The sequence below is a fragment of the Collinsella sp. MSK.8.10 genome (genome assembly GCF_019041915.1).
Lineage (GTDB): Bacteria > Actinomycetota > Coriobacteriia > Coriobacteriales > Coriobacteriaceae > Collinsella.
On the sequence record NZ_JAHPYF010000012.1, the window covers coordinates 1 to 13,419 of the forward strand.

The 13,419-nt window shown below is 56.1% G+C and carries 18 protein-coding genes and 1 pseudogene; 12 read left to right on the plus strand and 7 right to left on the minus strand.

The genetic code is table 11. The annotated features are described in order from the left end of the window. Together KTF55_RS09610 and KTF55_RS09615 are read left to right on the plus strand one after the other, a co-directional pair. A pseudogene (locus tag KTF55_RS09610) lies at positions 1–571 on the plus strand (hypothetical protein); the annotation flags it as partial. A gap of 179 nt (positions 572–750) precedes the next feature. After that, complete coding sequence (locus KTF55_RS09615) at positions 751–1,290, plus strand: hypothetical protein (protein ID WP_226790986.1); 540 nt, start codon at positions 751–753, stop codon at positions 1,288–1,290. Between the two features lie 281 nt (positions 1,291–1,571). Here KTF55_RS09615 and KTF55_RS09620 read toward each other — a convergent pair whose 3' ends face one another. After that, on the minus strand, positions 1,572–1,796 hold the full coding sequence (locus KTF55_RS09620) for a hypothetical protein (RefSeq protein WP_217108501.1): 225 nt from the start codon (positions 1,794–1,796) through the stop codon (positions 1,572–1,574). 102 nt (positions 1,797–1,898) lie between these two features. Between KTF55_RS09620 and KTF55_RS09625 the strand changes: the two genes are divergently transcribed. The 3 genes from KTF55_RS09625 to KTF55_RS09635 all read left to right on the plus strand — a co-directional run bounded on the left by KTF55_RS09625 (position 1,899) and on the right by KTF55_RS09635 (position 4,051). Continuing rightward, positions 1,899–2,093, plus strand: coding sequence for a hypothetical protein (locus tag KTF55_RS09625; protein WP_217108502.1), 195 nt, complete (start codon positions 1,899–1,901; stop codon positions 2,091–2,093). A gap of 1,106 nt (positions 2,094–3,199) precedes the next feature. After that, positions 3,200–3,751 carry a ParA family protein gene (locus tag KTF55_RS09630; protein WP_055287551.1) on the plus strand — a complete coding sequence of 184 codons (552 nt, stop codon included), beginning with the start codon at positions 3,200–3,202 and terminating at the stop codon, positions 3,749–3,751. Next, positions 3,752–4,051: a ribbon-helix-helix protein, CopG family gene (locus KTF55_RS09635; RefSeq protein ID WP_217108483.1), complete on the plus strand. Its 300-nt coding sequence runs from the start codon at positions 3,752–3,754 to the stop codon at positions 4,049–4,051. 1,134 nt (positions 4,052–5,185) lie between these two features. Here KTF55_RS09635 and KTF55_RS09640 read toward each other — a convergent pair. The 3 genes from KTF55_RS09640 to KTF55_RS09650 all read right to left on the minus strand — a co-directional run bounded on the left by KTF55_RS09640 (position 5,186) and on the right by KTF55_RS09650 (position 6,972). Then, positions 5,186–5,785 (minus strand): hypothetical protein, encoded by a 600-nt coding sequence (locus tag KTF55_RS09640; RefSeq protein WP_055287556.1) that lies wholly within the window; start codon positions 5,783–5,785, stop codon positions 5,186–5,188. 188 nt (positions 5,786–5,973) lie between these two features. Continuing rightward, positions 5,974–6,132 (minus strand): hypothetical protein, encoded by a 159-nt coding sequence (locus KTF55_RS09645; RefSeq protein ID WP_082421961.1) that lies wholly within the window; start codon positions 6,130–6,132, stop codon positions 5,974–5,976. A gap of 402 nt (positions 6,133–6,534) precedes the next feature. Further along, on the minus strand, positions 6,535–6,972 hold the full coding sequence (locus KTF55_RS09650) for a hypothetical protein (RefSeq protein WP_217108484.1): 438 nt from the start codon (positions 6,970–6,972) through the stop codon (positions 6,535–6,537). A 242-nt stretch (positions 6,973–7,214) separates the two neighbouring features. On the opposite strand from KTF55_RS09650, the gene KTF55_RS10080 reads away from it, so the two are divergent. The 4 genes from KTF55_RS10080 (at position 7,215) to KTF55_RS09665 (ending at position 9,701) form a co-directional block, all read left to right on the plus strand. Then, positions 7,215–7,340, plus strand: a complete 126-nt coding sequence (locus tag KTF55_RS10080) for a hypothetical protein (RefSeq protein ID WP_255413117.1) — start codon at positions 7,215–7,217, stop codon at positions 7,338–7,340. Positions 7,341–7,603: 263 nt separating this feature from the next. Then, a complete protein-coding gene (locus KTF55_RS09655; protein ID WP_217108485.1) occupies positions 7,604–8,242 on the plus strand; it encodes a hypothetical protein in 639 nt (212 codons plus the stop codon). Beyond that, the gene (locus KTF55_RS09660) at positions 8,239–8,964 is read left to right on the plus strand and encodes a metallophosphoesterase family protein (RefSeq protein ID WP_217108486.1); all 726 of its coding nucleotides are present in this window, start codon (positions 8,239–8,241) and stop codon (positions 8,962–8,964) included. The genes KTF55_RS09655 and KTF55_RS09660 overlap by 4 nt, the downstream gene beginning before the upstream one ends. Beyond that, positions 8,964–9,701 carry a metallophosphoesterase gene (locus KTF55_RS09665; protein WP_217108487.1) on the plus strand — a complete coding sequence of 246 codons (738 nt, stop codon included), beginning with the start codon at positions 8,964–8,966 and terminating at the stop codon, positions 9,699–9,701. The genes KTF55_RS09660 and KTF55_RS09665 overlap by 1 nt, the downstream gene beginning before the upstream one ends. A gap of 42 nt (positions 9,702–9,743) precedes the next feature. On the opposite strand, the gene KTF55_RS09670 is transcribed toward KTF55_RS09665, so the two are convergent. Together KTF55_RS09670 and KTF55_RS09675 are read right to left on the minus strand one after the other, a co-directional pair. Then, positions 9,744–10,322: a hypothetical protein gene (locus tag KTF55_RS09670; protein ID WP_217108488.1), complete on the minus strand. Its 579-nt coding sequence runs from the start codon at positions 10,320–10,322 to the stop codon at positions 9,744–9,746. 194 nt (positions 10,323–10,516) lie between these two features. After that, positions 10,517–11,101, minus strand: coding sequence for a recombinase family protein (locus KTF55_RS09675; RefSeq protein WP_226791018.1), 585 nt, complete (start codon positions 11,099–11,101; stop codon positions 10,517–10,519). 216 nt (positions 11,102–11,317) lie between these two features. Between KTF55_RS09675 and KTF55_RS09680 the strand changes: the two genes are divergently transcribed. From KTF55_RS09680 to KTF55_RS09690, 3 genes are all read left to right on the plus strand, one after another. Next, complete coding sequence (locus KTF55_RS09680) at positions 11,318–11,584, plus strand: hypothetical protein (RefSeq protein WP_196033711.1); 267 nt, start codon at positions 11,318–11,320, stop codon at positions 11,582–11,584. Then, positions 11,584–11,865: a DUF1778 domain-containing protein gene (locus KTF55_RS09685; RefSeq protein ID WP_217108489.1), complete on the plus strand. Its 282-nt coding sequence runs from the start codon at positions 11,584–11,586 to the stop codon at positions 11,863–11,865. Before KTF55_RS09680 ends, KTF55_RS09685 begins: the two co-directional genes overlap by 1 nt. 353 nt (positions 11,866–12,218) lie before the next feature. Further along, entirely contained in the window at positions 12,219–12,731 is a 513-nt protein-coding gene (locus KTF55_RS09690; RefSeq protein ID WP_217108490.1) for a DUF1648 domain-containing protein, read from the plus strand. Here the strand turns inward: KTF55_RS09690 and KTF55_RS09695 are convergent. After that, the gene (locus KTF55_RS09695) at positions 12,679–13,389 is read right to left on the minus strand and encodes a hypothetical protein (RefSeq protein WP_217108491.1); all 711 of its coding nucleotides are present in this window, start codon (positions 13,387–13,389) and stop codon (positions 12,679–12,681) included. The genes KTF55_RS09690 and KTF55_RS09695 overlap by 53 nt on opposite strands. Positions 13,390–13,419: the final 30 nt, after the last annotated feature.

Sequence of the window (13,419 nt, forward strand, 5' to 3'; positions counted from 1 at the left end):
GGCCGTCAATGACACCAAGGCCGCCCTCGATGCCGCGAAGGCGGATACCGCCGCCGCCGAGTCCCTGGTCTCCGCCGCCGAACAGGCGAAGGCGCAGGCAGACGCCAAGTTGTCGAAGCTGAACTCCATCGATGCCGGCGCGGCGATCGCTTCCGGCCATGATGTGAACGCGGATGACGCCCTCAACGCGCTTTTCGCCGCAGCAGTCGAGGCACGTGCCAAGGTCGCGCCCGCCAAGGCCATCCTGGACGAGAAGCAAGCCGCGGTGGACGGGCTCCAGTCCGGCTATGATGCGGCACTCGCCGCCTACGAGCAGGCGAAGTCCGACCGCATCGCAGCGGAGCAGAAGCTTTCCGATGAGATCGCACGACAGGAGGCAGAGGAGGCCGCAAAGCAGCAGGCGGCATACACCCCGAAGCACCTCGCCGGCACGGATACCGCTCAGCCCGGCAGCCTCGCCCAGACCGGTGACCGCGCGGGACTCATCGGCGAGACGTTCGTCATCGGCGGTACCGTTCTCGTGGCAGCCGGTGTCTTCCTCGATCAAAAGAAGCGCCGCGAGCAGATGTAAAAGCGAGCCGGGCGTTGGATATCGGCTAGTATCCAACGCCCGGTTTCATGGTCAGGGAGATCGGTGTGAGAACAAAGGCTATTATCGTTGCGCTTCTGGTGTGCCTTTCGGCACCTCAACTTGGATGTGCCAGCGTTGCAAAGCAAGGAAGCGGCTCTGCGGAAAGGGCCGCCACGTCGGTGAAGAATAAAGACAAAAAGAAGCCAAGTGAAGAAAAGGCGGCGCAGGCCTCTGGAGCCAAGACCGAGGAGAAGAAAGAGTCCGACGGCAAGGACCAGAAGTCCGATGACTCCAAGAAGGAGGATAACAAGTCTTCCGATTCCTCGAAGTCGGACAGCAAGGGCGATTCCTCCCAGTCCAAGCAGAATTCCGGCAATTCGCAGGGCTCTGGCAGCAATAACTCCTCTTCCAACGGCGGTAGCCTGAAGAAGTGGGTCCCCGAGCAGGGCCACTGGGAGACCGACTACGGCCAGGTCTGGATCCCGAACGTGGTGTACGTGCGCCATGAGCGCTACTGGGTCAACCATGGTGGAACCAAAGTCGGACCGTTTGACAGCAAGGCTGCTGCATGGGCGTGGTGCGATAACGATGTCGATAATGGCGGCATTGGCGGATCTGTGATCGATGACTCCTATACCACCAGCGAGGACCAGGGTCATTACGAGCAGCAGGCGACCGGCAGGCACTGGGTTGTCGACGTCGCCGGTCACTGGGAGTAATGTGCATCGATTCCTCTTCTCTTGCGTTCGGTGAATACATATTTATTTACGGGCGGCCGGTTTCGGTCGCCTTTTTTAAACGCCCAGTCTGGGAGCAAACGATAGGAAAGCAATCAAACGAGAGGCCGCTCCAAAAGAATCCGGCGGTGCCGGATGCTTCGGGCAAAACCTCCCGCAAATTCAACCGATTTACAACTGTGACCATATGACTGTGCGCACATGTTAGCATGGTCATATGGTCACCTATTTACAGCTGCGATTATGCTGAGACAACTCAACCGTTAGCGCTTATTAAACAGCCGACCAAATCCTGGTTTGCTCAGTGTTTGGCGCATCTGCCCCACCTGAATCTCCGTCTCCACGCCATCCTTGCCGAAAACGTTGCTCATATTCTTAGCAGTCGGGATGACCGTCTTCACCTCACCCGTCGTTAGGCCGAAGCGCTGGCAGCCGACCTGGTTCTCAAGATGGATCTGACCATCGGATCCAAAGACATTCTGGTACATGTCTGCCTCCTCGCAAGAAACTGTCGATCCCAAGATAACAGGCGGGCGAATCCGGCGCAGCATATAACGCTCGGTAATACATGACCATGTTAATGTAGTCATATGTTCACGTATTACAAGCTGGGACCTCATGTATTAGAGCTCGAACCGCGCCGCCGCGTCACCATGAACACCGACGACGAGAACATCGACCACTTCAAGGCGGAGACCGCCCGCACGGACGTCCCCTATCAGGTCATCATCAACATGTACCTGACGGAGTCCCGCATGCAGAAAAGGCACCTCGCGGTCGCGTAATACAAATAGGTAAGATCCCACGCGTGTCACGCCTCGGCGCAATCGGAGCGCCGCCTTCGGCGCGGGGCGGAATAGACCGGGCGACCTGGGCAATCTGGTCCCGGCTCTCCCGGTCGTATTCCTACGATATCGCCCCTAGATCACCAATGTGTCAGATAAAGAATGAGGCAATGGCTATGATCACGCCTACGGCAGATGCAGCGACTGCGCTTTTTTCCCTCCTTTAGTCCGACGAATAGGGTTGCCGTAAAGTAAAGGGCGGAAATGCAGGATATGGCAAGCGAAACGAGTTCCTTGGGCGGTTTCAGCAAAAGGTCGCTAGCAAAGAGTAATGCAAGCAGGGCAAAGCCGATTGTGACCAAGTATCTCGATTGATTTTGCGACAGCATGGCAACTGCCTTTTAGAACATGTAAGTGAAAAGTCGGTACGATGTTATTGCAGTTGCAAACAAGCCGCTGCCAGGACCGGTTGTCACGAGACCGGCGATAACGCATTTTCTCGGTTTCCAGCTCATGACAGACCCCTCTCTCATGGTGAAACGCATACATTATGAGATATGCACATTATCTCGCTAATTAATTTCAATATCCATCATCTAACACTAAAGAATACTGACTCACTGATTCAGTGACGATGCGTTTTTACCCTTGCGTTCCCACTCGCGTAGTCGCCTCGACGCGTCGGCGGTCGGAAGGGCCTCCGTCTCGCAATCAGCGACCTTGTAACCGTATCTGCCGAGCCAGGCAGCAAGTGCATCCCAATCGACGCGCTTCCAGTCGCCGCCCGGCGCGTGCTGCATCACGAGGCCTCCGGCGACCACGAGCCCGTGGATATGCTCTCCTTGCAGGCCTGCGATGATTCCGCCGGTGCATACGATGCCAGGTCGCTGTGCCGGCACTGCGCAAACGTATTGGCCTTTGTGCCCCTTTTGGCAACTTTAGCATGACTATAGGTTAAACCAACCCACAGTCATAAGCATGGTAACGTAGTACTATACTAATTACTTAACATGCTCATATATTTCTAACTGCGACTTAGAATTACTTAATGTAGTCACATGTTAATGTGCTAATATATGACTATGCTATTTCAGAAAGGGGAGGACATGGCGACGAACATCCTGCTAGTCAATCAGAAGGGCGGCGTCGGCAAGACGACGTTCGCCGACGAGATCGCCTGGGGTCTCGAGCGCCGCGGCCACAAAGTCGGATTCGGCAATCTCGACCCTCAGGGCGGCGCGAACCACGAGAAGAACCTGCTCGACGACGAGGACGCCGTGAATGTCATCGACACGCCGGGTTTCCTGAGCGACGACACCGCCGAGTATGCCAAGAATGCGGATATCGCAATCATCCCGGTGCAGCCCGGCACGCTGGGCCTGAAGCCCATGAAACGCACGATCAAGGTCATCACCGAGGCCAATCCTGACTTGTCGTTCGCAATCATCGTCAACAACTTCGCGGCGAACCAGACCGTGGACAGACAATTCCTCGAGCTTCTTGAGGCCGATGACCTTCCCGTGCTGGGCACTGTTCCGACCGCGGCGGCATTCAAACAGGGCGCGGCCCTGGGCAAGCCCGTATACGAGATCGCGAAAAACGGCAAGGCCGCCCAGGCGATTGAAAACATCCTGAACGAGCTGGAAGAGGTGCTGTAAATGGCAAAGTTCAAAAAGGCGACCTCATACTTCGACGTCGCAGCGGAGAAGGCCGAGGAGAGGCAGCAGAAAATCGTTGAAAGCGCATCTGAGCCCCAGAAACCGGCTCCTCAGGTGCGGAAAGCCGGGCGCCCCAAAAAGGGCGCTGAAGGGGCATCTGAGAGGCTTGTTCAGCTGTCCGTGTACGTTCCGGAGAGTTACCGAAAACGTTTGAAGCAAGTGGCGCTCGAGGAGGACAAGTCCGTATCGGATATCGCTCGGGAGCTTTTCGATCGCTATCTGGCTGAAAAAGAGTTCTAGTTGAGTTAACGGGCACCGAAAGGTGCCCGTTTTTCTTTTACCTTGGCCACTGAGAGCCGATTTAAGACCCCGTTTTATCTATCAATGAGAAAACGGTCGAACCTCACCGACAGGACGTCTTATTTTCGATTCTGGAGCTCCCTGCCGGTAATTGAAGTGAGGTTGACCAGATGTCGGTATCCAGATCAACCGGAAAACGGATTCGGCGTCATTGCCGAATTGTAGGGCTTGCAACTAAGTGGGATTAGTTCGCCCGGGGAGCCGAAGGCGACGCCGGCGCCGAGGGCTGACAGCGACGTAGTCGGGGAGCTGGGGCGTTAGCCCCCACACTTTTGGCCGAAGGCCATACCAAGGAGCCGAAGGCGACGCGGAGTGAGGCATAGCCGAACGGAGGGCAAGGAGGCGTAGCCGACGCGCAGGGAGCCGTAGGCGACCGGAGGGCGAGCGTAGCGAGCGCCAAGGAGCGGTAGCGACGCGCAGCGAACGCAGTGAGCGGAGGGCAAGGACGATGGCTTTTCTTGTTTGTATATCGTTCGATTATTAAATGCTTTCTGGTGGATTTCTCTGTTTCCCTCTTGAGCTCAGACTAAGTGAATCTAATTCACTCTAGTCAGACTTGGTGGGTTGTATGAACCCATAGCTGTGGTTATTTCAACCCATAGTTGTGGTTATTTCAACCCATAGTGCATGGGTTAACTGAACCCATAGTTGGCATGGGTTATTTCAACCCATAGTCTCGTGAGACAACCCATAGTTGATAAGTTGGCCAAGGTTAACACAGGCTCAAACTATGGGTTGAAATAACTATTTCGGTACTTTTTGGCGTTTTCCGATCGCTTTCTATGGGTTGAATTAACCCATAGCCGGAAAAGTGGCTTAAATTTTCTATGGGTTCTTTCAACCCATAGCTCTACCGTCACAGAAAAGCATCCGCGATCCCTGTGAGCAAGTCTATGGGTTGTCCTAACCGATAGGCTTGCTGAAGAACCGTTATTTAACCCCCTATCAATAAAATTATTTTTCGTCTAACTATGGGTTAAACCAACCCATAGTTAGACTGTAGGTTGGTTTAACCCATAGTTTGTAAGGAAAAGAAATAGGGCTATGGGTTGTATGAACCCATAGCCCTTCAAACTAGGCAGAATGCTTTGCGTCCCACTGAGCTTTGCGTTTCGCCGAATTCTCAGCACGTTGCTTTTTCTTGCCCTCCTCGACTTCGAGTCTGCGCTTAGCGATCGCTGTCATATCGAGCCGGTACTCAACCGATTTGTTATTCCCGCGCGGCGACTTAATCAAAAGACCGAGTTCGACAAGCTTGTCGATTCTCTTTTTGACATTCGAGCGATCCGACTTGACGTCCGCCGCCATGGTGGCAAGGCTGATGTAGCAGGTTGATTTGTAGACGTCCTTGCGCTGGAACGACCAAATCCGCCCCATAATATCGGTGTCGAGCCTAGGCAGACCGAGCTCGAGCATCCATGGCGGCTTGATGATCGCGACCTTCTCGCTGACCATATCCTGCACCATGTGGGCGACACGGGACGATTCATCCGATGCCCGGCGAAGTACCTCGCGGTGACTCTCACTATTGGCCATGGCGGCATCTGTGACGGCCTGATTCGCGAAATCGGATGCCGTCCCCATTCCAGACGGGTTTGCGGGACCGGACGGGTGGCTATCCGTGTCCCACGGATAGCCACCGCCCACATCCGGTTTTAAATTTTTGGTATCCATAAACTAGCCTCTCGTTGAGGCTATCTAGCCATCAGCCGAAGTGATGCCATAGTATTTTGGTAGTACTTCAACATAGGGGCCCAAATCGAAGCATACGTGTGCTAGGATTGCAGGTAACAGGCCAGAAAGCCACATTTGAACATGAAAGAAGCCCTTCTTACTTGGCGGTTAGGGGGCTTTTTTCATATCTATTTTTGCTCTTTAACACGCTCCAAAAACTCGGCGATAGCGATCGCCGCCATAGACGACTTAGCTACACCGCGACTCTTCGCGTAGTCATCGAGATCACGCCAAATTTCGAGAGGCAGAGTAACCTGGATTCTTTTCTTCTCCTCGGCCACTGCCATAGACAATTACCTCCTTCGTTGAACAAGCGAAATCGTACCACTACTGATTGAAACAAAGCGTATCACAAATACTGTCTAAAATACAAACTAACACAAAGTGGTACACCTAAATTCGCTAAATCTTTCCCATCGGTCAGATAGGCGCTCGAGTTTCCAAAAAGGACACAGGAAATTGCCAAAAGGGGCACAGTGAAACGTCCCTAGAATCAACTGTTACGATAAAAACAGGGGGTAACTCCGCGGACACGGCCTAGCGCGCTGCCATCCAGTGCCGATTCTGCCATACTCGCAATTCGGCAAGGATGAGGAGTATGAATTGATCGGGGCTTATAGGACAACACCAAAACCGGCATCGACGGCTCCATGGATGATTCGGATTCCAAATAGGCCCTGTTAGTTGAGCTACTTCTTTGCCGGTGTCGTATACGAAACCGCTATACCCGCGGCAATTGCCATGAGACAGCTCACGATGAATCCGAACTCATACTTCAAAACGTTTGTTGCGGTCAGGGCGATAATCAACACAGTCGCAATTTGCAGAATTATCATTATTACGAAGAGATTGATTCCTTGTTTGGCCGAAGTCGCTGAGTGAGTTTGGCTTTGTTGATTCAGGTTGTAGCTGACAACAAAAGCGATCAGTTCGCTTGATACGGGGCCGACTACATAGAAAAAGATTGCGTCAATGAAGCCTATAGTGTTGTAAGTTGTTTCGCCGGAAAAAACAGCGTATAAAGCATATCCAAATCTTGGCTGATTCATGTATGAGTAGGAGAAGACCAAGAGCGTCAATATTGCTACTACCAGAAGTGCATTCAGGATAAATCGTTTGCTTTTCATCGATCGCTCCTTCCGGGTGACTCTTATATGTAATTCTACAACAGCCATTATTTTCAAAGAATATGACTGTCCTAAATAACGTGCACTTTCGCTGGATGGTCGCTGTTTGGCGGCCCTCTTTTTTGCACAGGCGCGGTGGGATGGTAATATCGGGCGGGAGTCAGCCGCTCTGATAGAATCGTCCTTGCTGTCGGCAGCCCTCGTGCCGGGCAGAGCCCTCCATTTGATGGGAGGTGATGCCCATGACCGATTTCACCGAGCTCGTGAAGCTCCTGACCGCTATGGTCTCGCTCCTCACGGCCCTTGTCGGCCTTTCCAAGGCACTCAAGCAGGGCTCGAAGCCCAAAAAGAAAGGTCACCGTCGCTAAGACGATGACCCAACTTCATTAAGCAACGGCTCTGCCCAGCTCTCTACAACTTGGGCTGCCGTCGGCACCATTTTACCCTCCTGACGAGGAATTCGTCCATATTTCAAAAATCAAATCCTGTTCGCGCGTGGGCGTAAACTTTTAGTTGGGCAAATCCGGCAGATTGGAGCTTGAAACATGAGGGATATGCACCTCATGTCGCTCATAAAACGTCTCCTGACCTCGAGGGAGAACGTTTTTTAGCGACAGAAGGAGACATAAATATGATCTGGTTTACCAGCGACACCCACTTCGGGCATGAGAACGTGCTGAAGTTCACCGACCGCCCGTGGGAGACGATTTGGCAGATGAACGACGCCATCGTCGACAGCATCAACGGCAGGGTTGCCGTGGACGACGAACTCTACATCCTGGGTGATTTCTCATTCAAGATGACCGCCCAGGACGCCTATGGGCTTCGCAAGCGGATCGCCTGCAGGCGCATCCACCTAGTCCCGGGAAACCACGACAAGGACTGGACCCAGCCGGCGGTCGCGGGCGCCTTCACCGTGGAGCCGCCGATCTGCGTGCTCAAGATCGACGGGCAGAAGATCGTCCTGAGCCATTACCCCATGGCCGACTGGCAGGGCATGAACCATGGATCGTGGCACCTCCACGGACACATCCACAGCAGCGGCGGCGCGTACAACGAGTTCAACCGCAAGCAGGGCCTTCTGCGCTACGACGTCGGTTGCGATGCCAACGGGCACTCCCCGGTGAGCCTCGACGAGCTGAGGGAATGGTTCGCCGGAGTCGACGAGCCGTGCGGCCGGGTGAAATGGCCCTGGTGGGTCAGCGAGACCGGCGACAGGCAGGTCGAGCGCGAGCTGGCGGCGTACAAGAGGGAAGAGGTGATTCGATGACGGTCTATGTGACGGGCGACATCCACAGTGGGCTCGACATGCAAAAGCTCCGCGACTGGGAGCTTGGCGATAGTCTTACCAGCGACGACTATCTCATCGTTGCCGGTGACTTTGGCTTTCCGTGGAACTTTTCTGCCGAGGAATGCGCCGACATCGCCTGGCTGGAGTCGCGCCCCTACACGGTACTGTTCATCGACGGCAACCACGAGCGCTTCGATCACTGGGCGGAGCGCCCCATGGAGTTATGGCATGGCGGGCTGACGCAGCGCCTGTCGGATACTTCGTCTATCCGCCGCCTCATGCGCGGGGAGGTCTTCGAGCTCGACGGCTCGACGGTCTTCACCATGGGCGGTGCCACGAGCGTGGACAGGGAATACCGCGTGCCCTATTCCAGCTGGTGGCCTCAGGAGCTCCCGGACGAGCGCGATTTCGATACCGCACGGACAAAGCTCGACGAAGTCGGCTGGAAGGTCGACTGCGTCATCACCCATACCTGCTCGACGCGCATGCTCTCGCCGACGCTCTACCCGGACCCAGGCTGGGAGCGCCCTGATGTTGACCGGCTGACCGAATTCCTTGACGAGCTCGAGGGCCGCCTGGACTACAAGCGCTGGTATTACGGCCATTTTCACCGAGACGGCAACCCGGACGAACGTCATACCGTGCTGTACGACCGGATCGTGAGGCTCGGGGACAAACTCCTGCCGTGGGGTGCGTACTGATGGCTGTCTATGTGACAGGAGACGTGCACGGCAGGGCCGAGTACGGGGCCAGCAGGTTCGCCTTCAGGTCTTGGCCGCTGGGCCGGACCCTGACGCGCGATGACGCGGTGATCGTGGCCGGCGACTTCGGCTTTGTCTGGGATGGATCCAACGCCGAGAAATACTGGCTCGACTGGTTCGAATCGAAGCCGTGGACCACGTGTTTCGTAGACGGCAACCATGAGAACCACCACGCCCTGACAGAACTGCCGGTGCGGGAGTGGAGCGGCGGTCTCGTCCATGAGGCGCGACCGCACGTGCTGCACCTGATGCGCGGAGAGGTGTTCGATATCGACGGGCTCACAGTCCTTGCCATGGGCGGCGCCGCGAGCAACGACAGGCAGTATCGCAAGGAGGGGAGGAGCTGGTGGCCCGAGGAGATGCCGAGCGAGAAAGAGACGGAACACTGCCGCGCCTCGCTCGACCGCGTGGGCTGGAAGGTCGATTGCGTTGTGACTCACGAGGCCCCTGCTGCCCTTGCTGAGGTGCTGTGCCGGGAGCTCGGGCGCGAGTATCGGGACGACCGGCTTCAGCGATTCCTTGGCGAGCTCGATGGGCGGCTCGGCTACCGCGCCTGGTTCTTCGGCCACTACCACGGCGACGAATGGCGCGACGCCAAGCATCGCCTGATCTACCGAGACATCGTGCCGATCGAAGATGCTGCGCCCGGTTCTAGGAACCTTCTGGAAGCGCTCTAGAAGATTCCTAGAAATCAGCCGCCTGATAGGAGAAGCGCGGGGCTACTCGCCCTTCATCTGGGTCATGACCTCGACCTTGGCCTCGGCCACGGCCGCCCGCTGCTCGGCTACAGCAAGGCGGTCCTTGAGGGCGGCGACCTCGGCCATCAGGTCGCGCTGGGCCAGGAGTGCGTCGTTCAACTCGGCTTGGGCTTTCAACGCGGCGTCACGCTCGCCGCGCAGCCGCTCGATCTCATCGACCATGGCCTCCGCCTCGGCATGGAGCTGGACGACCTGCCTGTCGAGTTCCCGAGCATCGGCGAGATATCTGACGCTCGCGGCATGGAGCTCGTTGTTCTCGAGTTCCAGACTCGCGGTATCGAGTTCGAACTTCTCCTCTATAAAGGCGACCCGCTCATTGCAGTCGGCCTCAATCTTTTCATTCCGATCCGTCGCCTCGGCGAGCTTGCGGCTGAATTCATCCACCTGGGCCATGAGCAGTGCGTTCTCGGTCCTGAGGTCGGCAGTCTCGCGCAGCAGCTTCTCCCGCCATGTCGCCTCGATCCGCTCGGCAGCCTCATCGAGGACGGCCTTCACGCCGGATGTCTCGCTGATTTTCTTTTCGCTCGGATTGTCTGCCATGGTGCGGCACTCCAATCAACAACGGCATGGCTCCGCCATGCCATATGGCTGGGAACAATGCACGGCCGCTGTTGATTTGTAGTCATCCTGCGATCGGTGAGTTCTAAAAGGCGCCTCAAGTCATACGTTATGCGTTCACGCAGGGGGTTTCAGTTGGAGAAATACCGCACTCTTATATAGTAGCGCACTCGGATTTATCTTCTGACGCCCACCAATCCGCGTTCACGGAGGATGCGGTACAAAGTCGATTTCGATATACCGGTGGCGGCGCAGATGTCGGGGATGGGCGTTTCCCGCGCAAGGTAGAGTTTCACGGCAGCATCGGCCTTGACGTCCGCGATGCGCGGGCGGCCCCCGACGTTGCCACCATGGTTCCGTTTTACGGCGATGCCCTCGGCCTGGCGCTGCTTGATCAGGTCGCGCTCGAGCTCGGCGGTGCAGGCGTGAGTGCCGAGGACGAATCGACCGAAGGCGGTATCGAGGTCGACCGGCTGTTTCAAGGAAGTTAGCTTCACGCCGAGATTTCGGAACATAAGGTCGTAGTTCAGCAATTGCCTGGTCGATCTGGTTAGGCGCTCCCAGGACTCGACTACCACTTCATCGCCGGCCTTCATCTTCTTGAACAGACGCTTCTGCTGAGTTCGGTCGCCGTCCTTGGCACCCGTGACCTTGTCTTTGTAGATATGGCCATAGGGCACGCCGGCGTTGACCAACGCCTCGATTTGCCTATCTAGCTTCTGATCCTTCGTGCTCACGCGAGCGTATCCGTATCTGGTCATTTTCAGCCTCCTGCCTTGTCTTTTGATTTTCTCATGGGAATGCAAGTGGAGGTTTTGACACTGGGTTTTGGCACTCGCTGTTCACGGCATCGAGGGTTCGGTTTTCGAGTGCCGCGCGGCATACGTTTTGGGACGAACGGCTAATGGAATATGTTGGGACGGATAATATTCTACTACCAAATAGTAGTAGAATATTATCGTAAAGATTGGAGGCTCATGGTCCGGATACACCAGAGAGTTCACGAGCGGCACCCCGAGCTAGATGACGGTGATGTCGAGGCGGCGTGGGAGAGCTACTGCTTCGCGGCCGTCCGCATACCCGGGGAGTGCGAGATGCGGACGGGCTACGACCCGCAAGGCCGGTACATCGAGATGGTCGGTGTCCTCCTGGCCGACGGCGCGTGGCTCGTCTACCACGCCATGACGCCGCCGAGCAAGAAGACGCTAAGGGAGATCGAGAACGCGAGAAGGAGAGGTTACTGATGGAATATAGGCTTGCAAACGGATCCGTTATCACGGATGAGGACATCGAGCGCGAGTGCGCGGAATACGAATCCGGCTCCTGGGAGGGGAGCCTGGTGAACTTCCGAGTCGGCCGCCCCAGGCTTTCCGAGGTGGAGGCCAACGCCAACCTGTCTTTCAAGTGCCCGAAGACGGGCGCCGACCTCATCGAACGGGCGGCCGCCGCGTGCGGGATGCGGAAGTCGGAGTTTCTGCGCTCGGCCGCGATCGAGAAGGCCGAGAGGATACTCAGGTCGGCATAGCCCCGGCGTGCCTTCCCGGAATCGGCGTTGCCGCAGGGAGTGAGCGCCCTGCGCCGACGTTATGTTAGACATGTCGCTAACATAACGTCGGTTAAGTCGTGCCGCGGGTCGGGGCATCCGCACCACCACAGGTTCAATCGCCCCGTAAATCGAATCCTGTTAAGTCGTCTATCTGCGTGTTTATGAACACACCATTGCCATTCCTTAGGTGAGAATCGTGTCCGCACGGGGCGATATATTAGACAGAACACCCGAGGGAAAAGAATAGCATGAGCGATTTAATGGAAGTCGTACATCGGCTCGAGCGCGAGATGGCAGACCGAGCCTCCGCAGTTGAGTCAGAAGGAGGGGTTATGCCCAAAAAAGCGCCATGGATAACAAAGGATGTTCGCATAGTAGAAGCGATGGGGTGGCTAACCGGCGCTTGCAGCGTCGTGCTGACAGGTTTTGCTATCGCAGCAGTGCCCACCGGAGAGAAGGTCCCCGTCCACTACGGCGTTGACATGCAGCCGAACCGCTGGGGCTCTCCTGTCGAGCTGTTGCTCCTCCCTATTGTCATGCTGGCTTGCATCGCGCTTTCGGCCCTCGTTCTCCATCTGGTCAGTCCAGAGCATTGGAACCAGCCTGCCGGTCTCGAGAGCGACGAGAAGGATGCTTGGTATCTCGCAAGTGCTCGCTCGGTGGCCTGGTTTGAGCTCGAGTGCGGCGTTTTCTCGCTGCTTGCGGCCCTTAACCCGTTGTCCGACGACTGCAAGGCGATGATTGTCGGCGCTGTTGTATTCGCGCTATTGCTTACTGCAACGCCCCTTATATTCATTGCAAGGTTTTGCAAGAGCAGAGGTAAGGGCAAGGCTCGGAAACTTTAGCGCCCCAGCGTGTTCCAATCGATAAAGAGCTCGCGACGAAGACTGCGCTGCGCATCAAGCTGGCGTCCGTCTTCTCGCGATACTCCAAGCCGATCTCCTCAAACAACATGCGCTTCACTATCTCGAAGTTCTTCTCATCGGCGATTTGCTGATACGTCAGTAACATGACGTTGAAACCCATTTGCTGCAATGCGGTGGCGCGATCGGAATCCGACATTGCGGCATCGGCCCCACTGTGCACAAGCCTGCCTTGGCACTCGACGACAAGCGGCTTCTTGTCACCCGTCTCCTCAAATAGGAAGTCTGCATAGCAGTTGTAGCGCCCGGCCAAACGCGCTGCCTTGCCCGAAAGGACAATGCGAGCATTGTTGCTAAAGGATCTGAGACCCTCGCTACCGGCGACGCGCGGCGTCGCAAGCAACAAGGACAGCTGAGCCTCAAACGGCGACGCGACAACCCCGGTCACACGCTCGACATCTTTAAGGTTCAGTTCAATCAAGCCATCAAGGCCTTCATGGCCGCCGACGAGGCGGTCCGCAGCCTTAACGACTATGACAGCATCGTTGACACTCAGATCGCCAACGCCATTGATGAGCACCTTCGCGCCATCGACAGGCTCTGCCGTTTCGGCATCGACGGTGGTTTCGGTAAGAAGCATCCGGTTAAGGAGTACTAGCCTTCCGCATGG